Origin of the sequence: Allomuricauda sp. NFXS6, assembly GCF_040148835.1 — a bacterium.
Lineage (GTDB): Bacteria > Bacteroidota > Bacteroidia > Flavobacteriales > Flavobacteriaceae > Flagellimonas.
Genome location: NZ_JAGEMG010000010.1, coordinates 1 through 26,150 on the forward strand (window position 1 = coordinate 1; position 26,150 = coordinate 26,150).

19 protein-coding genes are annotated in these 26,150 nt (G+C 38.5%); 15 read left to right on the forward strand and 4 right to left on the reverse strand.

Annotated elements, in window-relative coordinates:
• Nucleotides 1–175: 175 nt before the first annotated feature.
• The 7 genes from J4E06_RS14355 to J4E06_RS14385 all read left to right on the forward strand — a co-directional run bounded on the left by J4E06_RS14355 (nt 176) and on the right by J4E06_RS14385 (nt 9,627).
• Nucleotides 176–421 (forward strand): hypothetical protein, encoded by a 246-nt coding sequence (locus J4E06_RS14355; RefSeq protein ID WP_349524663.1) that lies wholly within the window; start codon nt 176–178, stop codon nt 419–421.
• 720 nt (nt 422–1,141) lie between these two features.
• Nucleotides 1,142–2,281 (forward strand): VapE domain-containing protein, encoded by a 1,140-nt coding sequence (locus J4E06_RS14360; protein ID WP_349524664.1) that lies wholly within the window; start codon nt 1,142–1,144, stop codon nt 2,279–2,281.
• 96 nt (nt 2,282–2,377) lie between these two features.
• Nucleotides 2,378–3,028, forward strand: coding sequence for a GIY-YIG nuclease family protein (locus J4E06_RS14365; protein ID WP_349524665.1), 651 nt, complete (start codon nt 2,378–2,380; stop codon nt 3,026–3,028).
• A gap of 111 nt (nt 3,029–3,139) precedes the next feature.
• Nucleotides 3,140–5,845: a class I SAM-dependent DNA methyltransferase gene (locus J4E06_RS14370; protein ID WP_349524667.1), complete on the forward strand. Its 2,706-nt coding sequence runs from the start codon at nt 3,140–3,142 to the stop codon at nt 5,843–5,845.
• Between the two features lie 3 nt (nt 5,846–5,848).
• Entirely contained in the window at nt 5,849–6,481 is a 633-nt protein-coding gene (locus tag J4E06_RS14375) for a hypothetical protein (protein ID WP_349524668.1), read from the forward strand.
• 1 nt (nt 6,482) lies between these two features.
• The gene (locus J4E06_RS14380; protein ID WP_349524669.1) at nt 6,483–8,423 is read left to right on the forward strand and encodes a DEAD/DEAH box helicase; all 1,941 of its coding nucleotides are present in this window, start codon (nt 6,483–6,485) and stop codon (nt 8,421–8,423) included.
• Nucleotides 8,416–9,627, forward strand: a complete 1,212-nt coding sequence (locus J4E06_RS14385; protein ID WP_349524670.1) for a GIY-YIG nuclease family protein — start codon at nt 8,416–8,418, stop codon at nt 9,625–9,627. The genes J4E06_RS14380 and J4E06_RS14385 overlap by 8 nt, the downstream gene beginning before the upstream one ends.
• 46 nt (nt 9,628–9,673) lie before the next feature.
• Here J4E06_RS14385 and J4E06_RS14390 read toward each other — a convergent pair whose 3' ends face one another.
• Together J4E06_RS14390 and J4E06_RS14395 are read right to left on the reverse strand one after the other, a co-directional pair.
• Nucleotides 9,674–10,858: an HNH endonuclease gene (locus J4E06_RS14390; RefSeq protein ID WP_349524671.1), complete on the reverse strand. Its 1,185-nt coding sequence runs from the start codon at nt 10,856–10,858 to the stop codon at nt 9,674–9,676.
• A gap of 216 nt (nt 10,859–11,074) precedes the next feature.
• Nucleotides 11,075–11,635: a YceI family protein gene (locus J4E06_RS14395; protein WP_349524672.1), complete on the reverse strand. Its 561-nt coding sequence runs from the start codon at nt 11,633–11,635 to the stop codon at nt 11,075–11,077.
• Between the two features lie 262 nt (nt 11,636–11,897).
• Here J4E06_RS14395 and J4E06_RS14400 point away from each other — a divergent pair, with 262 nt between their 5' ends.
• Both J4E06_RS14400 and J4E06_RS14405 read left to right on the forward strand, forming a co-directional pair.
• The gene (locus J4E06_RS14400; RefSeq protein WP_349524673.1) at nt 11,898–12,896 is read left to right on the forward strand and encodes a sensor histidine kinase; all 999 of its coding nucleotides are present in this window, start codon (nt 11,898–11,900) and stop codon (nt 12,894–12,896) included.
• Nucleotides 12,897–12,899: 3 nt separating this feature from the next.
• Nucleotides 12,900–13,592: a LytR/AlgR family response regulator transcription factor gene (locus tag J4E06_RS14405; protein ID WP_349524674.1), complete on the forward strand. Its 693-nt coding sequence runs from the start codon at nt 12,900–12,902 to the stop codon at nt 13,590–13,592.
• 146 nt (nt 13,593–13,738) lie between these two features.
• On the opposite strand, the gene J4E06_RS14410 is transcribed toward J4E06_RS14405, so the two are convergent.
• Nucleotides 13,739–15,388, reverse strand: coding sequence for a solute:sodium symporter family transporter (locus J4E06_RS14410; RefSeq protein ID WP_349524675.1), 1,650 nt, complete (start codon nt 15,386–15,388; stop codon nt 13,739–13,741).
• 424 nt (nt 15,389–15,812) lie between these two features.
• Between J4E06_RS14410 and J4E06_RS14415 the strand changes: the two genes are divergently transcribed.
• Genes J4E06_RS14415 through J4E06_RS14425 form a run of 3 tightly spaced genes read left to right on the forward strand, consistent with a single transcriptional unit; the run spans nt 15,813 to nt 18,854 of the window.
• On the forward strand, nt 15,813–17,021 hold the full coding sequence (locus J4E06_RS14415) for a DUF5690 family protein (protein ID WP_349524796.1): 1,209 nt from the start codon (nt 15,813–15,815) through the stop codon (nt 17,019–17,021).
• The gene (locus tag J4E06_RS14420) at nt 17,011–18,183 is read left to right on the forward strand and encodes a TIGR03364 family FAD-dependent oxidoreductase (RefSeq protein WP_349524676.1); all 1,173 of its coding nucleotides are present in this window, start codon (nt 17,011–17,013) and stop codon (nt 18,181–18,183) included. Before J4E06_RS14415 ends, J4E06_RS14420 begins: the two co-directional genes overlap by 11 nt.
• Nucleotides 18,180–18,854, forward strand: a complete 675-nt coding sequence (locus J4E06_RS14425) for a phosphonatase-like hydrolase (RefSeq protein WP_349524677.1) — start codon at nt 18,180–18,182, stop codon at nt 18,852–18,854. Before J4E06_RS14420 ends, J4E06_RS14425 begins: the two co-directional genes overlap by 4 nt.
• On the opposite strand, the gene J4E06_RS14430 is transcribed toward J4E06_RS14425, so the two are convergent.
• Nucleotides 18,855–19,421: a helix-turn-helix domain-containing protein gene (locus tag J4E06_RS14430; RefSeq protein ID WP_349524678.1), complete on the reverse strand. Its 567-nt coding sequence runs from the start codon at nt 19,419–19,421 to the stop codon at nt 18,855–18,857.
• A gap of 281 nt (nt 19,422–19,702) precedes the next feature.
• On the opposite strand from J4E06_RS14430, the gene J4E06_RS14435 reads away from it, so the two are divergent.
• Genes J4E06_RS14435 through J4E06_RS14445 form a run of 3 tightly spaced genes read left to right on the forward strand, consistent with a single transcriptional unit; the run spans nt 19,703 to nt 26,150 of the window.
• On the forward strand, nt 19,703–22,879 hold the full coding sequence (locus tag J4E06_RS14435; protein ID WP_349524679.1) for a SusC/RagA family TonB-linked outer membrane protein: 3,177 nt from the start codon (nt 19,703–19,705) through the stop codon (nt 22,877–22,879).
• Between the two features lie 27 nt (nt 22,880–22,906).
• On the forward strand, nt 22,907–24,460 hold the full coding sequence (locus tag J4E06_RS14440; protein WP_349524680.1) for a SusD/RagB family nutrient-binding outer membrane lipoprotein: 1,554 nt from the start codon (nt 22,907–22,909) through the stop codon (nt 24,458–24,460).
• Nucleotides 24,381–26,150 carry an alkaline phosphatase family protein gene (locus J4E06_RS14445; RefSeq protein ID WP_349524681.1) on the forward strand — a complete coding sequence of 590 codons (1,770 nt, stop codon included), beginning with the start codon at nt 24,381–24,383 and terminating at the stop codon, nt 26,148–26,150. Before J4E06_RS14440 ends, J4E06_RS14445 begins: the two co-directional genes overlap by 80 nt.

The following is a 26,150-nucleotide window of genomic DNA, read 5'->3' on the forward strand; positions in this document are numbered from 1 at the left end:
TGGGATATGTGTCCCCTAAACAATATCTGGAACTCAATTCCTTGTGCGGTACCGCACAAGGAATTGAAAACGATAACTTTGATGAAGTTTTAGAAAAATAAGCAGTTCTATCTAAGGGAAGTCTACAGTAAGAAGACGTATTGAATATGTAGTGGGAACAAATCCAAACGGTAGGTTGGAAGTTAAAAAACTTGGAACAAAAGAAGAAACCCGCAATGGATGGGAGTACGAACTGACCTTGAATTTTGAGATGTTGAATGAGCGACATTTGGTTAAGGTCACCAAGGATAGGACAGGATTATTCCTAAACAGACCTGAATTTGTAATTGGCACCTCTACAGGAACGAAACTTAAAAAGTGGCTAGAAAGTGGCTTAAAATTGAATAAAACTCAGATACAACCTATCAAAAAAACAGAATAACTGGTCAAAATACATTGAGTCCAGAAGGTTTTGTATTAAAATAATATAGCGGTTATGGACAAAAAGATAATTGTGGACTTACTAAAATACTCCACGCCCTACAGTATTTTGATAGTGGATTACAACGGAAGGTTAAAAGAGTTGTTTTGTCCATTTCACGTAAAAGCTAAATATTCAATTAGCACAATTAATAGTGGGCAGACATACCAAGTAAAACAAGTTTTACTTTCAGAGACGCTATCTATTATATTTAGGATTGATGATGTGAAGTATTATTACTACCATTTTGAAATTCTCATATAGAGGTTCTATGCTGTATTTTGACATCTATACGATGTGTGTTTGAGACGGTTTCTCCCTCTTAAATCCAAGAAACCCCTGAAAAGGTGTACACAGGATATACGGCTTTATATTTTAATGTTTGCATAAAGTCGTATATTTGTAATGACTTTAGAGTCAATTGACAACTACAAGACAAAAAAGACAACAGTCTACTACAACTTCTTTAACAACTACAGACAACACTTCACAACTTTTATCACAAGAAACTATTTAAATTATTAATGTATTCACGCTCAAAACTATTTGTTATGTAAATGGAATGAAACACAATTTAGGAATTACCCTTGGAAAAATTCAGTTTGATTTAATAGACCTAAAAATGATGACTATTCAATAGGGTGATGAGATGACGACCTAAAAGGTCAGATTATATTTCAAATGAAAAATACAAAAATGTATTTATCGGAAAAGTATGATTTCCGATTCAATGAGGTGCTTAATAGAGTAGAGTACCGCACTAAGGATGAAAAAAGCCAGAATTTTTTTAAGATACTCAATGATTATCAACTAAATTCAATCTACGTTGAGCTTCAAGAAAGTTATATAAATATTTCCAAGGGAAATCTTAGAAGTCTATTGGAGTCAAGATTTTCGGAAAGGTATGATCCAATATTTAATTATTTCATTCAGCTCCCAGAATGGGATAAAGAGAGAGATTATATACTTGAACTTTCTAATACAGTAAAAGTGTCAAATCAAGAGGAATTCAATTGGGCATTTAAAAAATGGATTGTGGCTGTTGTGGCCTCAGCAACTCAAAGAGATGTTAGCAACCATACAGTTCTGATTTTAACAGGAAAACAAGGTTTAGGTAAAAGTACTTGGTTTCAACAAATGATTCCGAAATCACTTAAGAATTACTTTTTTTCAGGGAACATTGATCCCAGAGATAAAGATTCAGTCCTTCAATTATCGGAAAATCTGATTATTAATATGGACGAATTAGCAAGTTTTGATAGGAAGAAAATAGAACAGTTCAAAGAACTAATTACCAGACCCTCGTCAAGGGTGAGGAGAGCATACGCTCAGTTTTCGGAAAATTATCCTAGGCGTGCTTCATTTGTTGGATCTTCCAATGAGAGAAATATACTCACTGATGTATCTGGGAATAGACGTTTTCTTGTCTTTGAAGCTTTAAAAATCGATTGTGGTAAACTAATCAACATAGATGCTGTTTACTCTCAAGCATTTAATTTGTCAAGGTTTGGATTTCAATATTGGTTCGATGAAAACGATATTAATCGTGTTGAGGCAAACAACGAATTCTTCTATCAACCCTCAAAGGAAGAAGAGCTTATTAAGAAATACTTCAGACCAGGGCCGGAAAAAGGTGAAAAGCCGGAATTGATGAATGCTACGGAGGTAATCGAATACATTAATTTACATTCTAAGGGCAAGAAGCACTATGACTTAAACAATGTTGTGTTAGGTAAAGTATTATCTAAAATGGGATTCAAACAAAAGAAAACTAATGGGCTTTTGAAATATGAAATGTCAATAAAGCCGATAGTGGATTAATGTAAAAAAGGGAGGGTATCTTAAGTAGATAGCATAACAATTATGTTGAAATGTTTTTTAGAATTACAAGTTACCCACCCTCATTAAAGGTATATAATGGAAATAAGTGGAATTATTTATAGAGCCGTTAATAGGATAAATGGAAAGGTCTATGTTGGGGCGACTAAAATGACATTGGAACAACGTAAATCAGATCATTTGACCAAGGCTAAGTATGATATTGGATCAACTTTTCATCGAGCAATTAACAAATATAGCCCAGACGCATTCGAGTGGGAAGAGATAGCATGGGCTAAAAATGTAAATGAACTGGCGGTAAAGGAGAGGTTTTATATCAGAAAAAATGACTCCTTCCTTAACGGGTACAATAATGATAGAGGGGGAGGATTTAAAAAGGAAGTTTACTGTTATTGGAGAGATGGTGAACTCATTGGAATATACCCAAGTCTGGCAAGGGCTGCATTTGTGGTTTTAGGAAAGAAGAAGGGTGTGTCAAATGCCTGCATAGGCAATAATTTAACCTATAAAGGTTTTTTTTGGAGTTATGAAAACCACTGGGTCTATCCCGTTACCAAAAATGAAAAGGAAAAAACAGTTGTAAAGCTCTCTATGAATAGAGAGTTACTCAACGTTTATCCTTCCGTAAGTCAAGCAGCAAAAGACAACAAACTTGGAAAGTCTAGTATAGCTAGAGTTTGTAGAAATGAACGCCAGCAAGCAGGAGGGTACATTTGGAGGTATAAATAACTAAAGGTTAAAATTAATAATAGGGCAGCAGCAATGTTGCCCTATTTTAATTAAATCGTGTAGTCTTTTTACTAACAAGGATTTAGTAATTTTATGAACAAATAGAATTTGATGACCGCATCCCAAATTGAAAAGAATGTTCAAACGGTTGTAAGCAACTTTAATAAAGAATCATTCGTCTATGACCTTTTAACTGCCTACGGCATTTCTAAAACATCTATAACACGTTTAAAAAAGGGAGATTTTAATTTATCTAAAGTTGAGGGGGAAGTGCTTTATAAAAGTAAAATGCTTTTTAAAGAAGTAGAATCTGGCACTTTACTAAATACCATTGATGAACTCACAAAAGATGTAGATTCACTAAAGCACAATCCACGCTTTGTAATAGTAACGGATTACAAAACATTCTTAGCAAAAGATATAAGAACAGGTTTAGCATTAGACACGCCTATTCTTGAAATACATAAACACTTTAGTTTCTTTTTGCCATGGGCTGGTCAGGAGAAATACGCCCAAAAAAATGAGAATTATGCCGATAGAAAAGCGTCATATAAAATGGCGAAGCTCTATGATATATTAGTGACTGAAAATCCCAACATCTACGATGATGGCGGTCACAACTTAAATATCTTTCTATCTCGCTTACTCTTTTGTTTTTTTGCAGAAGACACTGATATATTTCCCATTGAGGGTATGTTTACGGATACCTTGGCGCAACACACCAAAGAAGATGGTAGTGATGTAAATACATTTTTAGATAGGCTCTTTAAGGTTCTCAATACCAAAGACAACGATAAAGAAGCATCCCACTTTAGAGAGTTTCCTTTTGTAAATGGTGGCTTGTTTAGAGATACCATTGTATCTCCACAGTTTACCAAAGAAGCGCGTAAAATTATTTTAGAATGTGGCGATTTGGATTGGAGTGAAATCAATCCAGATATTTTTGGTTCTATGATACAGGCAGTAGTAAATCCTGCGTATCGAAGCGGTTTAGGTATGCATTATACCTCTGTACCAAATATTATGAAAGTGATTGAGCCGTTGTTTTTAAATGAGTTGTACGATGAATTTGAAAAAAGAAAATCCAGTGAAAAGCTTTTAAGAACATTGATTTTTCGACTTGGCAAAATAAAAATCTTTGACCCTGCTTGTGGAAGCGGCAACTTTTTAATTATAGCCTACAAAGAATTAAGAAAACTAGAAATAAAGATTTGGAAACAAATAGATATTTTAAAAAAGCAACAAGCTGTTTACCAAACAGAGACTGTTTACACTGAAATTAAACTATCTCAGTTTTATGGTATAGAATTAGACGACTTTGCTCACGAAATGGCAATACTTTCATTATGGCTGGCAGAACACCAAATGAACAAAGTATTTGTGGATGAGTTGTTTGATTTTGGTAAAGCCAAACCTATTCTACCATTAAAAGAAGCTGGCCATATTAAGCAAGGAAATGCGACTCGTTTAAATTGGGGGGATATCTGTCCCAAAAATGAAGGTGATGAAATCTATATAGTGGGAAATCCACCTTTTGATGGTTCAAGGAAACAAAGCAAAGAGCAAAAAGAGGATTTGAAATTTAATTTACTTAAGGATTATAAAAATCTGGATTACGTTGCTGCATGGTTTTATAAGGGCGCTAAATATATTTCGGATTTTAATTCAAAAATGGCATTGGTGTCTACAAATTCAATTTGTCAAGGTGATCAAGTTGCTAGAATTTGGCCGAGAATTTTAGATGATAAAATTGAAATAGATTTTGCCCATCATTCTTTTAAGTGGAAAAATAATGCTAAAGGCAATGCTGGTGTAACTGTGATAATTGTCGGCTTGAGAAATGTTTCTAATAAGCCCAAATACATATACATAGATAATTTCAAGAAAGACGTGAATAACATCAACGCCTATTTATTAGATAGTAAGGATATTTATATAAAAGGTATTGGGCATTCAATTTCTGGTTTACCAAAGATAAATTTTGGGAATATGCCTGCCGATGGAGGTAAATTTATTTTTACTGAAGAGGAGAAAAATATATTTCTAGTAAAAGAGCCAAAAAGTGAAAAATGGTTTAAGGAGTTAATATCATCAAGAGAATATATAAATGGGACAAAACGATATTGCCTGTGGCTAGAAGACATTCAAAATGACGAAATAAATGAGCTAACAGAAGTAAAGAAAATTATTGAAGAGGTTCGGAAAATACGGCTAAACTCGTCAAGGCCTCAATTAGCTGATATTCCACATTTATTTGCACAAATTACTCAACCTTCAAGCGGAGAATGCGTAGTTATCCCAAGAATATCATCTGAAAAACGAAACTATTTGCCAAATGGTTTTATTGAATCAAATAAATCTAAAGTCACAGACTCTCTTTATACTATTGCTACTGAGCAACCGTATATTTTTGGTATAGTATCATCAAGGCTTCATACAGTTTGGGTTAAGGCTACTGGAGGTAAAATGGAGGAAAGATATAGATATGCCAAAAACTTGTGTTATAATACTTTTCCATTCCCAGAAATCAATCAAAAACAAAAAGAGCAAATTAATTTACACGTTTTTGAAGTTTTAGAAGAAAGAGAAAAATATTCAGGTAAAACACTAGCACAACTTTATGACCCAGATAAAATGCCAAAAAGTTTAAAAGAAGCACATCATCAATTAGATTTAGCCATAGAGCGATGTTATCGCTTAAAACCATTTGAGAGTGATACTGAGCGTCTAGAATATCTGTTCAAAGAATATGAAAAAATGATTAATAAAAATACTTTGTTGGAAAAACACAAAAGAACCAGAAAAAAGAAGGCCTAATTTATGGCAGACTTTGATAACAAAATAGAACAATTTTTAGCCCAACCTAAAATTGCTAAAGCGCAGTTTGATGCATTTAAAGCTTCGATAATTCAGCAAGGTCAGGAGAAGGACAAAGAATATTTGAAGAGAATTTTTGATTCTGTAGAAAGGAAGTTTAAAAATGGATATTTAAAAGGTCCAACAACTTTAAAAAAAGCACTGAAAAACAAAGACAGCCAAAGTAAATCTAAAGGAAATAGGTTACTAGCTAAAAGTAAGGCAAAAAGTGGTGCGGACGCTTCTTCAAAATCGAAGAGAAAAAAAATTAAGGAACCAAATATTAAGCCTAGAAAATCACCAAAGTACTCGGATGAATACTATAGATTGAAAAAACTGAAACAAATATTTTTTGGAAATAACTTGACTATTGCAGATATAGCAGATTATTACCATTATAATCAAAATTGGTTTTTAAGCGATTTAAAACCTGCGTTTAAGAACATTAGGTTATCGGACAGTATAAAAGAAAGTCATTTAATATATATTGCAAATAACCTAAAGAATCAACTGGAGGCAAACAAAAAAGATAAAGAAACCATTATTACTAAAACTGCCAAAACCAAACCCAACTATTATAAAACTTATAGAGGATAAAATGCCTGATTTAGTACACGTAAAATATCAACAAACAGGGAAAAGCAAAAAGACTAATGAGCTTGGCATGAGAGAAATGCAACAAAAAGCTTATGAGGCTAGAACAGCTCAATATTTACTGATTAAAGCACCACCAGCCTCTGGTAAATCTAGGGCTCTAATGTTCATTGGATTGGATAAATTAAAAAATCAAGGGATTAAGAAAGTGATTGTTGCCGTACCTGAAAGGTCTATTGGGAGTTCTTTTGCCAGAACGGAACTGAAGAAGTTCGGTTTTTTTGAAGATTGGACACCTAATCCTAAATACAATCTATGCACTCCTGGAGGGGAACAAAGTAAGGTAAAGGCCTTTTTAGAGTTTTTGGATACGGATGAACAAACCTTAATTTGCACCCATGCAACGCTCCGTTTTGCATTTGAAGCAATTGATGAAAAACAACTAAATGATTGCTTGTTGGCCATAGATGAGTTTCATCATGTATCTGTAGATGGCGATAATAAGCTCGGACTTGTTTTAAGCAGTATTATGGATAAGTCCAACGCACATGTAGTGGCAATGACTGGTTCATTTTTTAGAGGGGATAGCGTGCCTATTTTATTGCCAGAAGATGAAGCCAAATTCATTAAGGTAAAGTATGATTATTACCAACAGTTAAATGGATACGATTATTTAAAATCTTTAGGTATTGGTTACCACTTTTACCAAGGAAGGTACACATCAGCTATTCATGAAATATTGGATGAAAACAAAAAGACCATAGTCCATATACCAAGTGTCAATTCAGGTGAGTCTGAAAAGGACAAGTACGAGGAAGTTAACAGAATAGTTGATGGTTTAGGTGAACTAGACTATCAAGACCCTGATACAGGCGTTCTTTATGTAAAAAGTAAAGCGACTGGGAAAATCTTAAAGATTGCGGATTTAGTCCACGACAACCAAAAGGATAGAGACAAAATACAAGAGTATTTACGTAATGTGAAAAGTGTAGATGATATTGATATTATCATCGCACTTGGTATGGCTAAAGAAGGTTTTGACTGGCCATATTGTGAACATGCATTAACAGTAGGTTATAGAGGGTCGTTGACTGAGATTATTCAGATCATAGGTAGAGCAACTAGAGATAGCGAAAATAAAACACACGCACAATTTACCAACTTAATAGCGCAACCAGATGCCGAAGATGATTTAGTAAAGTTATCTGTAAATAATATGCTAAAGGCTATTACTGCTTCTCTATTAATGGAGCAAGTATTAGCACCTAACTTTAAGTTCAAACCAAAATTTCCCGAAGAAGAGGATATTGATGGAGGTGAAGATGATGATAACACGATAAAGATTAGAGGTTTTAAACTTCCAAGTTCACAAAGAGCAAAAGATATTATTGAAAGTGATATTAATGACCTAAAGGCAAAAATTATGCAAGATGACCAAATGCTTAAAGCAATGCCTGGTAATGTGGACCCTGAGGTCATCAATAAAGTACTTATTCCAAAAATCATAAAAGAGACATACCCTGATTTATCCGATGAAGATGTAGAGGCTGTGCGACAACACGTAGTGGTTGACACTGTTATCAAGGATGGAACGATAGAGGAACAAGGAGATAAGCGCTTTATACGAATGGCGGATAGTTTTGTAAACATTGATGACATCAATATTGATTTAATTGACACTATAAATCCATTTCAAAAGGCATTCGAAATATTATCCAAGTCTGTAACTGCATCCGTATTTAAAGCTATTCAAGAGACTATTGATGCCACAAGAATCGAAATGACAGAAGAAGAGGCAATTATTTTGTGGCCTAAAATAAAGAGTTGGATTGCTAAAACAGGAGAACAACCTAGCATACAATCCTTCGACCCTCAGGAAAGACGCTTGGCGGAAGCAATCATTTTTTTAAAAGAACAAAAGCGCAAAGCCAAAGCAAATGAGTAAAAAGAAAACATTAGAGGATATTTTTAATGATGATGAGTTTGGGATTTTGGATTCTAAACCCAAAGACTCTAAGGTTAAATCAGAAAATGAGCGACTCATTGAATCTTTCCAAGAAATCAATAGATTTTATGAAAAGAATAACAGGGAGCCTGAAGCTGCCAATGTTACCGAATTCAAGTTACTGTCTAGGTTAAAAGCATTAAGAACCGATTCCAAGAAAATAGAAATTTTAAAGCCCTTTGACTCTCACCACCTTCTAATCACTAAGGAAGAAGTGAAATCAGTATCAGATATATTAAATGATGATGATTTAGGGATTTTAGATACTGAAGATACCTTGTCAATTTTTAAACTGAAGAATGTACCCAATTCCTCTACGAGGGCTGAATCTGATTTCGTAGCAAAAAGGAAACCAATTAAAGATAAAGAGTTTTTACCTTATGAATCAATGTTCAAAGAGATTCACCAGAAGCTTCGAGAAAGAAAAATCTCATTAAAAAGATTTAGAAACCCAGATAAAAATCTAAAAAAAGGAAATTACTATGTTTTGGATGGCTTACTGTTATACCTTGAAGAAACAGATTTAGAAATAGACAGTGTTAACCTGCCATCTGGTGATAGGGTTAGAAAGGATGGCCGTACTCGAATAATTTTCGAGAACGGGACCATGAGTAATATGCTGTTCAGGTCTTTAGGAAAACAATTATTGGATAATGGCCACATTGTAACTAAAACAGAAGCCGAAACCGGAAAAGAATTGCTTGATCGTGCAAATGCTGTAAATGAAGATGATTTAGAAACAGGGTGGATTTATATCCTGAAATCTAAATCTACACAAAAGGAAATTCTTTCAATTGATGATTTATACAAAATAGGTTACTCTACTGTTCCCGTTCAACAGCGTATAAAAAATGCATCCAAAGAGCCTACTTATTTAATGGCAGATGTTCAAATAGTCGAAGCTTATAAAACTTACAATTTAAATTCACAGAAATTTGAACTATTGATTCACCGCTTCTTTTCTGAAGTATGTTTGAATATTGATATTGTAGATGATAAAGGCAGAAGAATCTCTCCTAGAGAATGGTTTGTAGTTCCTTTATCAATAATTAAAAAGGTTGTACAATTGATTTTATCTGGAGATATTGTCAATTTTAAATATGATCCCAACAACCAATCTTTAGTTCCACTATTGAAAAAGTAATAAAGAAGGATTGTGTTACAGCCTTTGTTTTTCTAATAATCAACTTTCATTTGCTGGTACCACCCACACAAATATCTTTTAACTTCTTTATGGTCATTTCACTGTCTCTGTGAAGCATTCGATGACAATTACTACACACAAGAGCAATATCACTTTTTCGAGTTACCTGAGCACCTTCCCTTTCGCTCAATGGATAAATGTGGTGGGCTTCAATGAATCCTAGTCCAAGTTCACCGTATTGAGCCAAAAAAGAAAAATTGCAAACTACACAGTTGAGCATTTTATTTTCTTTTAATGCTTGTGCTTTAATTTTTTTGATAAGGCTAGCATTTCTCTCATACCTCATATGTGTAGCTAGTTTTGAACCACCTTCAATAATCGTAGGTTCTTCAAATTCGACAGGGGATATGTCGGTTTTTTCTTTTCCAAATTTTCCCAAAATCCTATCTAGAACAAATAAATGGAAATCTTGAGTTAACCAAACCCAGTCAACTGGTCCTAAATGATCTTTTTTTGAAACAGTTAAAGCATTCTTATTGGTACCCAAGGCATTCCAAAACTCCAGATACAATTCTTCAAGTGGGAATTGTTTTAAAAGTGCATGTGATTGTTCACAAAATGATTGGCATTTGGTAATGTAGTCAAGCCCATTTTTGGGGAAAACATCTATTCTTGGATTGTAAAGATATCGGACTACTTCATTAATATTTCTCATAGGAATGGGATAATACTTTTCAGGAAACAGTGTGGAAACCCATACAGAAATACCTCCTGTAAAGCTCATAGTCCTTTTACTCCAATCAATTTTATTAAGGGGTTTGATTTTAGCCTTTTTTAATAGTGTAACATCTGATAAGGAGAGAAAAACGCCAGCTTTTTCACGCCCACTCTTTAAGATAAACTTGATGCCCTTTCTCCCTGTGTACTTTTGTTTTTGGGACTCAATTAAAATATGGAATATTTCTTCGTTAGTTTGTGATTCCCAATTGATAGAATTGTAGATATGATTGGCAAACAAAAATTTGTCGGCTTCACGGGAGAGCCAACCTTCATTTTTACATGCCATTAAGTATTTATTTATTGCGTCTGTACAAGTGTTTGTCATATGTCTAAAGTTGTTATGTGCCAGTAAACTTTTCAAAAGTAAATTAATTAATAGTAACTTTAAATCAATTAAATAGGCATATAATTCGACAACAAGAATAACAAGTACATTGTATGGTGTTGGCAATCAATCTGCTATAGTCCTTGGTTCGAGTCCAAGAGGGGGAGCCAAAAAAGCAAAAGCCACCGGTATCGGTGGCTTTTTTATTGGCTTTATTTCAACGGTATTCATACGTTGCTTAACAACTCCAATAATTGGTTCTTATTTTTTAGTTGAGCTGTCCCGTACTGAAATAAGTTGAATTTGTGTCAACCTATTTTAGGACGACTCAAAGCGTCCTTTTTATTGCTGTGCCATTTCCAAGTGAATGGTCATGTCCACTTCATTGCCAATAGAGGCGGATTCTTCTCCCACACCAAACTCCAATCGGTTGATGGTGCCGGTGAGTTTTAGGCCCGCCTTCAGTTTTCCGCTCCTTTGATCGGTGATAATACCATTTACCTTACCCTCCAAGGTCACAGTTTTGGTTACACCGTGGATGGTGAGGTCTCCGTTGAGCGCAAAAGTTTTATCTCCTGTTTTTTCAAAACTTGTGGTCTTAAAGGCAATGGACGGATACTTTTCGGCATCAAAAAAATCAGCACTCCTCAAGTGATCGTCACGCCGGTCGTTATCTGTGTCGATACTGGTCGTTTTAATATCAACAGTAAAATCTGCTTCATCAAATGTGTCGGTTGCCGTAGCTGTTATATCAAAATCACTAAAATGACCTTCAACTTCGGAGATCATTAAGTGGGTGATGCCAAAACCAACTTTGGAGTGAGCCCCGTCCGATTTCCATGTGGATTGAGCGGTTACCATTAGCGTGGTCAAAAATGCCACGGCAAAAAATACTTTTTTCATGATCATGTTATTTAAGTGTTAGTAGTTTTGTTTTAACTTTTGAGCCAAGCTTTTGAGAATGGCACATCATAAATATGGCATTATCAGGATAAAGTATAAAATATAATCCGTGAACGACAGGGCTTAACCTCCAATCAACCAAACAATTATAGGTTGTAGCTTTGTAAAATGTCGTTGACGGGCTAAACTTTGTTGTTGGTATTGCTCTTTTTCCTTAACAAGAGTTTTATGCATAATTTTAACGCCAATTAATAGTTTAGCATTGATTTCTAGAAAAGAACTTCTTTTTCAAATTACACTTCACGTTTTAGTGCTATTGTTTTTTTCCTTTAGCCGACATACGGGAAGCATTGATGTGCACCGGGCTATTTTCTTGTTGTTTTACAGTGTGGCTACGGTTGCGATCACATATTACTTGATGCCCAGATTTTTGTACAAAAAAAAGTATAGACAATTTTTCTTGGGTTCTGCCTTGTTGGTAGCGGCGGTTATTACCATAGAGGAAGTTGTTTTGGAACCTCTTCTGTTCCCGAATACCAAAAGGGCGGAGACCTTCCCGGGAATATACGTGTCACTTTTGGGGGTTTTGCCCGTAATGTTTATTCTTTCTGGATGTAAATTTGGATGGGACGCACTCAAAAAACAGGCGCAGATCGATGAGCTGGAGACCACCATACAAGAAAGTGAGCTACAGTTTTTACGAAGCCAGATCAATCCTCATTTTTTGTTCAACAACTTGAACAACCTTTATTCTTATGCGTTGCAAGAATCACCAAAAACCCCCGAAATAATATTGGAGATGAGTGGCGTGTTGCGATATATGCTTTACGAATCCAAAGAACAGTTCGTACCTTTAAAAAAGGAACTGGAGCAACTGGGCAACTTTATCCGGTTGTACAAATTACAGATAGAAGATCGGGGCGAGGTACAATTTGATGTTGACAAAATTGAAGGGGAATACAAAATAGCACCCTTAATTTTGATTGTATTTATTGAAAATGCCTTCAAACACAGCCAATCAGGACAGTCTTCCGACATCGAAATCGATATGTCCGTGAAACTGAACAATTCTACACTGGAGTTCCGATGCAAGAACAATTACCAGTCAGGTTTTAGTCTGGATAGCGTAGCCAAAGGAATAGGATTGAAGAACGTGCGAAAGCGATTGGAACTGTTGTATCCTAAAAAGCATATCTTGGAAATTAAAGAAACCGATAATGCTTATAATGTGTACCTACGATTGGAATTGGAAGAAGTATAGGTTATGAGGTGTATAATTGTTGAGGATCAGCCGCCAGCTCAGCGGATACTGAAAAAATTTATTCAAGATGTGCCCACTTTGGAGTTGGTCGAGGTATTTTCCGATGGTTTAAAGGCGATGGAGTTCTTAAACACGGAGTCCGTGGATTTCATGTTCTTGGACATTCATCTTCCAAAAATAAATGGCCTGGATTTTTTAAAGAGCATTCCGGAACCGCCTCAAGTTATCTTGACCACTGCTTTTTCCGAATATGCCTTGGAGGGCTACGACCTTAACGTAGTGGATTATCTTTTAAAACCGTTTTCTTTCCAGCGTTTTTTGCAGGCCGTGAACAAAGTGAATGCCAAGTATGAGCAAGTCATTCCAAAAAACGATGCATCACACTTATCGGAAATCTATGTAAAATCCAGCCACGAACACATCAAAGTACTGGTAAAGGATATTTATACGATTGCTTCAGATTCCGATTATACCGAAATACATCTTCAGGATAAAAAAATACTCTCCAACGAGCCCCTTCGACATTGGATGGAAGTATTGGGCGGCAGCCAATTTTATCAAATACACAAATCGCATATTGTCAATACCAAAAAGATTGATAGAATCTCGGGAAACCTGGTAGTATTGATCAATGGCGCCAAAATCCCGATGGGCAGGGCTTACAAAGACAGTTTCTTAAAAAACATATTGCAATAAAACAGGGCGTCTAAAACCTTGTTACTTGTCAGTTCCAGCAGTCTAGATCCAGATTCAAGTTGATAATCAAGAGGTTTCGACTGCGCTCAACCCTACAAAATCGAAATTTTGTTGCTTTTTAGATCTTTAGTTTTAATCCAATGGTTCTACTTCGCAAAGTAGATATAGATGGCAATTACAATAAAAGCAATAAATCCACTTGCCAATTTCACGTGTTTCCAAGGTTCTATGGATACCTGTTTGGTGTATTCCAACTGGAAAGGTTCCTTTCTTGGATAGAACTTTCCAATGATCAGCATAATAAGGATGTTGGAAATAAACAAGATGGCCATTACGTGCAAATAGTGGGGGTAGGCACCAGCCTCAATCAAATTAAGTTCGGTGGGGTCGGTAATACCGTTTGCTTTGGCTTCGGCCAACGCATTGGCCACCATTTTTGGGCCAACAATAAATTGGCTGATGATGTAAAGTACAGAACCTGAAAGAATACCGATTTTGGCAGCGATTGCAGGTACCCTTTTGGTCAGATACCCCACTACAATGATTGTAAATATCGGGATACTGTAAATACCATTGATTTCTTGAAGATAGTTGAACAAACTGCCTGCATTGGCAATTAGTGGTGCAATGAACATTGCGGCAAGCGCCAAACACACACCGAACACCTTACCGTATTTTACCACGGTCATTTCCGAGGCATTTTTATTGATGTGCTGCTTGTAGATATCAATACCGAACAAGGTCACCGAACTATTCAGCACACTATTAAAGGAACTCAAAATGGCTCCGAAGAGAACGGCAGCAAAAAAGCCCATCAAGGGTTTGGGAAGCACCGCTCGTACCAATTCCGGGTAAGCAAGATCACTACTGGCCAAACCTCCTTCAAAATAGTAGTAGGCAATCATTCCGGGCAATACCAAGATTATCGGGCCCAAAATCTTTAAAAATGCAGCCAGCAAAAGTCCTTTTTGACCTTCGGCCAAGTTTTTGGCCCCCAGGCCGCGTTGAATAATTTGTTGGTTGGTTCCCCAATAGAAAAGCTGAACCAGCATCATTCCGGTAAAAATGGTGGAGAAGGGTACCTCTTGACCAGGATTTCCAGTGGAATCAAAACGTTCCGGGTTGGCCGCCATCAAGGTTTCCAAACCAACCATTACACTTCCATCGCCAATGGCCATCAAACCAAAAACGGGAATCAAGATTCCACCAATAATAAGTCCAACGGCATTGATACTATCTGAAACAGCAACCGCCTTCAATCCTCCAAAAACGGCATAAATGGAACCTATAATTCCAATGCCCCAGATACAAATGACCAATGCAGTGGAGTCCGAAACCCCAAGTAGCTGGGGAACATCGAACATCCCGCTTATGGCGACCGAACCTGAGTACAAAATAACAGGAAGCAGCACCACTACGTAACCCGTGAGAAACAATCCCGAGGTTATGGTTTTTGTGGTTACATCAAAACGTTTGGCCAAAAATTGGGGTACAGTGGTGAGTCCGCCTTTTAAGTATCTTGGAAGCAAGAACATCGCAGTTACAACTATGGCAAGTGCCGCCAAGGTTTCCCATGCCATTACGGAAAGCCCATCTTTATAGGCGCTCCCGTTGAGCCCCACGATTTGCTCCGTGGACAGGTTGGTCAACAGTAAGGATCCTGCTATTACCCCAGCGGTAAGGCTTCTACCTCCCAAAAAGTAACCATCGGAGGATGTTTCATCTGTTTTTCTAACGGACCACCAAGATATGATTCCCACCATTAAGGTGAATCCCAAAAACGAAATAAGTGCCATAAATTAAAGTTTGATGTTCTGGCGTAGGCCAAAACGGGTTGTTTAGTTGGTTGCAATTAACCCGGACTGCACAGAAACTGTTTGGGGAACCGATGATGTCCAAAATTAAAAGCGGCTATCAAATTCTATAAATGCTAATATAACTGGATTTTTCCGAAATGTATATAGAATCAATAAACACAACATTTTGGGTATAAATTAAAGGGATTTAAAATAAATGTAGATGGAAAATTCCATAAAAATATAATCCATAGCTAACAATTATTTAAACTGAATTGTGAGTTTTATATGATAAAAAATTGAGTAATTAGCAACATAATTTTAGTATTAGTAAAATTTGATTGATAAAAGTACGGTCATCAAGCGACCAAGTTTAGTATTTGTCCTGCACGCTTCGCTTGCAGCTTTTGGCACCTACTTTTGCATGTACGCCTTTAGAAAACCATTTTCCGTAGCCACTTTTGATAGTTTGGTCTTTTGGGGAGTGGACTACAAGATTCTATTGGTAATCGCCCAGGTTTTGGGGTATGCACTTTCCAAGTTTGTTGGTATTAAGGTGATATCGGAACTTAAACCCAACCGAAGGTTGCTCTACTTGCTATCACTTATCGGTATTGCGGAAATTTCACTTTTGCTGTTTGCTTGGGTCCCTGCCCCATATAACATTCCTTTTATGTTTCTCAATGGTTTTCCTTTGGGAATGATCTGGGGAATCGTGTTTTCCTATATTGAAGGGCGAAGGTTTACCGATATTTTGGGCGTGGTCCTTTCCGCGAGTTTTATCGTGTCCAGCGGAGTGGTAAAATCCGTAGGGCTTTTTGTTATGAATTCATGGGGTGTCGGCGAATTTTGGATGCCATCCGTAACAGGGGCATTGTTTTTTGTCCCTCTTTTGATTTGCTCCTTCCTTTTGCAGCGCATACCATCCCCAACAACTGATGATATTGTCCATAGGACCGAACGTATACCTATGACTGCTGCTGACCGAAAAGACTTGGTCAAGAAGTTCTTTTTTCCATTGATACTTATCGTGTTGTTCTACACATTTTTAACGGCTTTCAGGGATTTCCGGGACAATTTTGCCCGAGAACTTTGGGATAGTATCGGGTATCAAGGTGATGTTTCCGTTTTTTCAACATCTGAAATCATTATTGCCATTATAGTTCTATTGATCATTGGCTCCATTTTTTATATAAAGAACAATTTTAGGGCCCTACTTACCTATCATGCACTGCTTATTCTTGGCACTTTGGTATTGGCCTTTGGCACCCTCTTGTTTCAAACAGGGCTTTTGGACCCATTTGTATGGATGGTGTGCACCGGATTTGGACTGTATATTTGCTATGTGCCTTTCAATTGCCTCTTTTTTGACCGGTTTATCGCCACTTTTAGGGTTAAGGGCAACTCAGGCTTTCTCATCTATATTGCCGATGCTTTTGGATATGTCGGTAGCATTTTGGTATTGCTTTACAAGAATTTTGGACAGGCCAATGTATCGTGGCTCAACTTCTTTATATACGGAACCTATGCCGTGGCCTTTATTGGAATATGCAGTACACTGATTTTGTATTTTCACTTTACCGCTCTCAACAAGACGGAGCAACTCAAGAAACAACTGGATTATGGACAATAAATTTGATGCTGTCATTGTGGGTGGCGGTATTTTAGGGACTTTCCATGCCTACCACGCACTGGAACTGGGCCTAAAAGTGTGTTTGGTGGAAAAAGATGCTTTTCCCAAGGGAGCTACCACACAGAACTTTGGGCAAGTAGTTCCATCGGGTATGAATACCAAGTGGCAAAAATTTGGTCGCGAAAGTCTTCGAATTTATAAGAAGATTCAGTCACAGTTTGATATTAGTATCCGTCAGAACGGAACCGTATACTTAGCTTCGAACGAAGAAGAAGAACGTTTGCTGGTTGAACTTAGAGCCATAAATAGTGGCAATGACTACGAATCTAGAATGCTCACCAAAGAAGAGTGTTTGGAACACTATCCGGGACTGCGGAGCGAGTATGTAAGGGCGGGACTCTTTTTTCCAGAGGAAGTTACCGTGGAACCACGAACCATGATCCATAAGCTTCAGGAATATTTGGTTGCCCGGAAGGATTTGGACCTCAAGTTTGATTTTCCTGTAGTCTCTTGCGAATCCAACGGAGAATGGGTTTCCGTACAAAACACAAAATGCGAAGAAGTTTTTGGAAGAAAGGTGATAATCTGCAACGGTGCCGATTTTAAAAATCTATATCCCGAAACCTTTGTATCCAGCGATCTAGAGGTCTCTAAGTTACAGATGATGCAGACCAAGCCACAAAAAAACTATCACCTTAAGGGCTCCATATTAACAGGATGGTCGATCCGCAGATACGAAGCGTTCCACGAATGTCCTTCCTATGAGGCAATAAAGACCAATGAGCCAAAGGAAAGCTTGCAGAGAAAATGGGGAGTGCATATTCTTTTTAAACAGGCCAATGACGGTTCGGTGATTCTTGGGGATTCACATCAATACGCCGATGTGGCCAGAATAGAGAATTTGGGGTATGACCTTGATATGGATATTGATGATTTTATGATCGAGGAGGCCAAAAAAATAATTGACTTGCCCACGTATCAAATCCAAAAAAGATGGTACGGAATGTACTCACAATGTAAAAACAGCGATATTTTTCAAAAAACTATGGACCATAATATTCATATTGTTACGGGAATCGGTGGTAAGGGAATGACAGGGAGTGCTGGATTCTCCAAAAAAAATATTGCCACTATATTTAATAAACAGAAAATCAATCTATGAAAAAAATACAACTGGCCGTTTTTGATATGGCCGGCACCACGGTGAACGAAGATAATGTGGTATACAAAACAGTTAGGGCCGCTTTGGCAAAACATGGAGTTGATGTTTCCTTGGAAACCGTTCTGACATTTGGTGCGGGCAAGGAGAAATTCAAGGCCATCTCTGATATTTTAATGGAGAGCCATAACAACAGTGTGGATGCCAATGTGGTTTTTGAAAATTTTAAAGAAATGTTGGCAGAGGCCTACGCAAACCTTGATGTTACTACTTATGATGGCGTAGAGGAACTCTTCAAAATATTAAAGTCCAAAGAGGTCAAAGTTGTGCTGAATACTGGCTACGACCAAAAAACAGCACAATCACTTTTAAACAAATTGGGTTGGGTTCCCGGTAATCAAATTGACGCTGTGATCACGGCAGATGACGTGGTAAAAGGAAGGCCATCTTCTGAAATGATAGATAAAGCGATGGAGATGTTCGGCATCACCGAATCTGAAAATGTGTTGAAGGCAGGAGACTCTGCAATCGATATTGAAGAAGGTAAAAATGCCAATTGTGGTTGGACCGTGGGGGTTCTCACCGGAGCGCAGAGCCGAGAGCAATTGGAGACCGCCGAGCCATCCATGATTTTGGATTCGCTTGCTGATCTGGAAGAGGTATTGTTTCCTTGATCAAATAAAAAAATAGACCACCAACATTTTAGAAGAAACTTTTCCTCGGTTAATGGGTACATGGGGTATTCTGCCATCAAAAAAAATGGAATCCCCTTCTTTTAACAACACTTCTTGGTCACCTATCTCGTAATAGCACTCTCCGGTTAAAATATATTTGAACTCAAAAGCATCCGTCATCACCTTGTCGCGCTTGGAATTCGGTTCCACCTCCAAAAGTACACTTTCAAACCCCACCGAATTCAATTGTTTGCCAAATATGTAGTTATAGGTAAAGCCTACAGCTTCATCCTCTTTTTCGATGATGGAAAGTTCATCTTTACGGGTTACCAAAAAATTGTGGCCATTTGCCCTGGGGATGCCCTCAAAAAAATCGATCATTTCGGTTTCCAAAGCGCCCACTATTTTCAGGAACACCGGAAGGGAAGGTATGGTTCGGCCATTTTCAATACGGGATATGAGCCCGGCCGTTACTCCAGCACTTATGGCAACATCGTTAATGGTCCTTTTATTGTTCTTGCGTATTTCTTTTATTCTTTTTCCAATACCTATCAGGTAATCTTCCATTTTAGTGCGAGCTCCAAAAATTTAGTATTTATAATATTTGTTGATGATTCAAGATTAAGAAAAAAAATGGTTAATCCCTATAGTTGCTGGATTAACTTGTAAATCCAAGACTTGTAGGGCTTTGCATAAATTGAGTATTTGTAAATAATGTTCACCTAACATTAGGTTGATTCTTTTAACCTTTCCATATCCTTTTTTTAATCTATTTGAAGGCCTGTCTTAACTCATGTGTTGGATATTTGTTGATAAATAATTAACCCAATTTTACAAATACTCAAAAAATGAAAAAATCGATTGTAGCATTTTTACTTGCCTTCACTGTAAGTATCATTGGTTACTCCCAAGTTACTTTTACAGGTCAGGTAGTTGACGAGAACAACATGCCCTTGCCAGGTGCATCGGTGGTTGTAAAAGGTGCGTCAATAGGGGCCGCCACAGACTTTGATGGAAATTTTGAAATTGAACTTCCACAAGGAGGAGAAACCTTGATCGTATCCTATATAGGATATATTCCACAGGAACTGGAAACGGTGGGACAGACATCGGCAACCGTGATTTTGCAACCCGATTCACAACAATTGGATGAAGTGGTGGTGACCGCTTTGGGTATCGAGCGCGAGAAAAAATCCCTAGGTTACGCTTCCCAGGAATTGAACAATGATGATGTGGTGGAGGCACGGGAACCGAACCTTCTTAACAGTATGTCCGGTAAGGTTGCCGGTTTACAGATTACCAACAGTCCTTCGGGTCTAGGAGGGTCGGCAAGGGTTACCATACGAGGGGATGCTTCCCTGAACATCAATGGGAACTCACCGTTGTTCGTGGTGGACGGAACTCCTATCAGTAATGAAATTGTTGGATCCAGCGGTTCCGGAACACAAAGTGTGGATTATGGTAACGGCGCGGCAGAAATCAATCCACAGGACATTGAATCCATGAACGTCCTGAAAGGTCCGGCTGCGGCTGCACTTTATGGGGCAAGGGCAGCCAATGGTGCCATAATCATTACCACAAAAAAAGGAAGGTCACAAGGAAGCCGATTAGGTGTTTCCTTTAACACGGGTGTAACCATTGACAATGTACTCATGCTACCGGATTGGCAAAATGAATACGGCCAAGGCAATAATCAGCAGTTCGCCTTCGTGGACGGCAGCGGCTCCGGAATTGCCGATGGTGTGGATGAAAGCTGGGGTCCAAGATTGGATACCGGACTTTTGATTCCACAGTTTGATTCTCCAAGGGCGGACGGAACACGAGGTGGCGACACTTTTGTGAGCGATGCGCCAATAACACCTACTCCTTGGGTTTCCAATCCCGATAATACCAAGGATTTCTTTGAAACCGGAATTACAAAAACAAACAGTATCGCCATTTCCAAATCAGGCGAAATGGGGAATATGCGTTTGTCCTTTCAGAACTTGGATCAGGAAGGTACACTTCCCAACACAGATCTTGAAAGAAACTCCTTGAACTTTTCAGGTAGTCTCAATGTATCGGAAAAGGTAAAGGTCAATGCCAACATCAACTATGTAAAAACGGATAGCGATAACAGACCGGCCGTGGGTTATGGCACGGAAAGCATCATGTACCTTTTTATATGGTACGGTAGACAATTGAACACCAATAATTTGAGGGATTATTGGCAACCGGGTCTTGAAGGAGTTCAACAATTCAATTATAACTATAATTATCATGACAATCCGTACTTTACGATGTACGAGAATACCAACGCCCAGGACAAGGATCGTATTTTTGGAAACATCAGCCTAACCTATGATATAACCGATAATTGGAAGTTGTTACTACGTTCGGGACGTGATTTTTATCGTGATTTCAGGGAGAGAAAAAGGGCATTCAGCACACAACGATTTCCATTTGGAACCTATCAAGAGGATAATATTTTCTTTGAGGAAAGCAATACGGATTTCCTGTTAAGTTATGATAAAACCTTCAACGAAAAATGGAATGTGAACATTTCTGGTGGTGGAAATATCCTAAGGCAAAAACAGGATTTCACCAAAAGTGTTGCTCCCCAATTGATCAACCCAGGGGTTTATTCCTTCAATAATTCCAGGCAGGCCGTTCAGGTCTCTTCCAATAATTATGAAAAACGTATCAATAGTTTATACGGATATGCGCGTTTTGCATACGATAGTAAAATCTTTTTGGATTTGACAGGAAGAAATGACTGGTCCAGCACCTTGCCATCGGACAACAATTCCTATTTCTATCCTTCTGCTACCCTAAGTGCCATAGCCAGTGACATTTTTAAAATGCCGGAATGGGTTACGTTTGCCAAAGTTAGGGCTGCATATGCAGAAGTAGGTAACGATACCGACCCCTACCGATTGCGTAGTTTTTATCAAAATGAAAGACCTTTTGATGGTTCAACTCCCATTTTAACGGAGTCATCCTTGATACCTAATGCGGATTTGAAACCGGAGATTACCTCTTCTTACGAGTTTGGTTTGGATTTGAGGTTTTTCCAAAGTAGAATGAACTTTGACCTTACCTATTATGATAGTTCAACAAAGAACCAGATCATCAATATCAGTACGGATATTGCCAGTGGATATTCCAGCCAGTTGATCAATGCGGGAGAGGTTCGTAACTATGGATTCGAGGCAATTGCGAGTTTTGTGCCCGTACTAACGGATAATTTTAAATGGACTTCCACTTTTAATTTTTCTGCCAACCAGAGTGAGGTTAAAGATCTGGGCGGGGTCAACTTTACCCTTACCAGTGCCAACGGAGCGTTTATCCAGGCTAGGGAAGGTGGTTCAATAAGTGCAATTTATGGAAGGGGCTTTCAGCGTGTTGAAGACCCCAATAGCGAGTTCTTCGGTCAAAAAATCGTAAATAATCAAGGAATCCCTATTCGTACCGATGATTTGGTGTACCAAGGGGATTATGCTCCTGATTTTACCTTGGGCTTTCAAAATACCTTTAGATATAAAAATGTTGATTTTGGATTTCTACTGGACACAAGGCAAGGAGGGATAGTAGTTTCCAGAACCAAAACAATCGGAAGTACCTCTGGGCAATTAATGGAAACGTTGGAAGGTAGGGAGACAGGAATTGTCGCGGAAGGAGTCGTGAATACAGGAACCAGTGAAAATCCGGTTTATGTTCCCAATACAACCAATGTTGATGCACGAACCTATAACAACAGGTTTTATGAAAGGGACAACGTGGAAGCGGCTAAATATGACGCTTCCTATACCAAACTACGGGAAGTTACCTTGGGTTATTCCTTTCCAAAAAAAATAATCGATAGGCTTCCGATTTCGAATGCAAGACTTTCCCTAACAGGTAGAAATTTATTGTTATGGACCGATAACCCACATTTTGATCCTGAAGTTGTTGGGGTGTCCGGAGGAACATTGCAGCCCGGAATCGAGAATATGTCCTACCCCAGTACAAGGTCTTTCACATTTAACCTACAGGTAAACTTTTAAAAGAACATCAGAATTAATTCAAATATTATGAAAAAAATAATCTTATCAATGTTCGCTCTTTCCTTCATCTTTGGGTGTACGGAAGATTTTGACGAAATCAATATAAACCCAAATTTTCCTGCATCCGCACAGCCCGATCTTTTGTTGCCGGGAATTCAAAGGGAGATGGCCTATAACTGGGGCGACCAAGGTTGGGAAGAAGGTTTTACAGTGGTACAGTATGGAGCCCGTCTTCAATTTACCAGTGGAGACACTTATAACTGGTCACCCTCTGGAGACCCATATAATGATGCATATGCTTCTCTAAGGGACGTAGAAAATATAATTAGAAGTACCAAGGACAATATGGAAGCCCAAAATTATTATGGTGTGGCTTTGGTCATGAAATCTTGGATTATGTCCTATGTAACGGATGCTTATGGGGATGTTCCTTACTCAGAAGCTACGAAGGGTATCAGTGACGGCAATGTTACTCCGGCCTTTGATCCGCAATCCAATATTTATGCAGGTATGTTGGCGGATTTGGAGACCGCAAACGCTGTGCTGACTGATGAATCCAATATTTCCGGGGATATTTTCTACGGAGGGGATATTTTAAAATGGAGAAAGTTCGCAAACTCCTTAAGGTTGCGTTTGTTGATGCGTATCAGTAATGTGGACAATGCAACCGCCGTTGCTGGAATGGCTCAAATTATAGGAAATCCAACGGTATATCCCATCTTTGAAAGTAATGAGGATATGGCCGTGGTAGAATGGAACTCCGATAATCCACAACCTAAATACAATACCCGTAGCGGTAGTTTTGACGAGGTTAGGTTAAGCCAAACTTTGGAAACGCGGTTGAAAGAACTGAATGATAATAGGTTATATGTTTTTGCCCAGCCAACGACGGCTTCAGAAAAGGGCATTTTTTCTGAGGATTTTGCTGATTATGTGGGAATGCCGAACGGATTGGATGACGAAGCGGCACTTGGCTATAGTCCATCGGGTAACCCAGATGAAGCCGGTTCAAACTTTATTTCAAGATTGGGAATACTTTTGGCATGTAGGGCCTGTAATCCTGATCAGGCATCGGCTACGGCTTCACAGACCATCATCATGAGCTATTCCGAACTTCAGTTTATATTGGCAGAGGCTAGGGAGCAGGGTTGGATTTCCGTTGGGGATGCCGCAACCTATTATGAGAACGGGATTCGCGCTTCCTTTGAATATTACACTGCAAGGGTTACTGCTGGTGGCTGGTCAGAAATTGCTGCAGCCATGCAGGCGACTGACCTTGATGCCTATTTGGGACAGGCAGCTGTGGCCTATACCGGAACTGCCGATGAAAAGTTGGGTAAAATTGCCCTTCAGAAATGGATTTCACTTTTCTATACAGGTTTTGAAGGTTGGTCAGATTGGAGAAGAACCGGTATGCCGGAAGTGGTACCTGGTCCAGATGCTGTTAACGATGGTCAGGTTCCAGTGCGTTTCCAATATCCCAACTCGGTAAAATCCACAAATGAGGATAATTATAATGCTGCCGTTTCCCGTATGGGAGGGGACAATATCAACACAAAGTTGTGGTGGGATGTCGATTAAGACCACGAAAAAATCACCAAACTTTTCAAACATACCATTTGTTTTAGTACTGACCATAGGGATTCTATCCCTATGGTCTTGTGCTAATCCAGAAAAGGAAAAGAAGGATTTCGGTATAAAACATATCATTGTTATTGGGATAGATGGAATGAGTCCCAACGGTATTCAAAAAGCAAGTACTCCGACATTGGATATGATGATTCAAAATGGTGCGGCAACCATGCATGCAAGGTCTGTGTTGCCATCCAGTTCCAGTTCCAATTGGGCCAGTATGATCATGGGGGCCGATACGGAACAACACGGAGTAACCTCCAATGGTTGGGAAAAATTCGACCATCAGTTGCCACCCGTAGTCGTTACCGAAAACGGGACATTCCCAACCATATTTACCCTTTTAAAGGACCAGCGGCCAGAAGCTCATGTTGGAGCCATCTACGATTGGGATGGTTTTGGACGTTTGTTCGAAAAAGAGGATGTTGATTTCCATATTGACGGGGACCATGAGGACAAGACGACCCAAGCCGCAGTGGACTACATCAAAAAAAATACGCCAACGTTCACTTTTGTGCATTTGGATCATGTAGATCACGCAGGTCATGCCCAGGGGCATGGCACTCCCGATTATTATAAGTCCGTGGAAAAAGCGGATTCCTTGATTGCTAAAATTGTGGATGCCACAAAAGAAGCAGGCATTTTCGAAAAAACCATGTTCATCGTATCAGCAGATCACGGAGGATTGGGCTTTGGTCATGGAGGGGAAAGCCTGGCCGAAATGGAAATACCATTCATTTTGTACGGTGCAGGTATCAAAAAAGGCTACAAAATAGAAGAAACCGTGTATCAGTACGATAATGCAGCGACTGTTGCCTATGCGATGGGCTTACAAACGCCTCAAGCTTGGATAGGCAGACCGGTAAAAGGTGCTTTCGTGGGAAATGAAGCCCCAAAACTTATCTATAAGCGAAAGGAGCAAATAACCCAACCAAAAATTCTTCCGGATGCTGGCTATTTTGAGCCGGCAGGGGGAGTTTTTAAAGCGGATTCTGTTGCAGTGGTGATGCAAAACCCAAACAATCTTGGGGAGATTAGATACACCATTGGTAATAACGTGCCCACCTTGGAAAACAGTCAAGTCTACCGAGACACTTTTTATTTGAAACAGACCAATATTATCAAAGCAGGCATCTTTCAGAACGATCGATTGGTGAGTACGGTTACCGAGGGTAATTTTAGAATTGTTCCGGAATCAAAGGAAGATCCCGTTCAATTTGAAATTTACCAGGTAAAAGGTATAGAAAAGCTACCTGATTTTACATCATTGAAGCCAATTTATGAAGGTGATGTCATCGAATTTTCCCATAAGCAAACACTGACCAACGATATGCCACAAGAACAAGTAGCCATGGTCTTTGAAAGTTATTTGGAAGTAATCGAAAACGGAAACTATAGTTTTTTTGCCAATAGTGATGATGGCAGCAAATTATATGTCAACGGGACTGAAATTGTGGACAACGATGGTGACCACGGCGTTATGGAGCGTAGCGGTTCCTTGGAACTAACCAAAGGGAGACATTTAATCCGAGTGGAGTTTTTTAACGGTGGTGGAGGCTATCATTTGGATGTAAAATATTCAGGCCCCTCCATCCCAAAACAAATTATTCCAGCAAACCATTTGTATAGAGAAAAATAA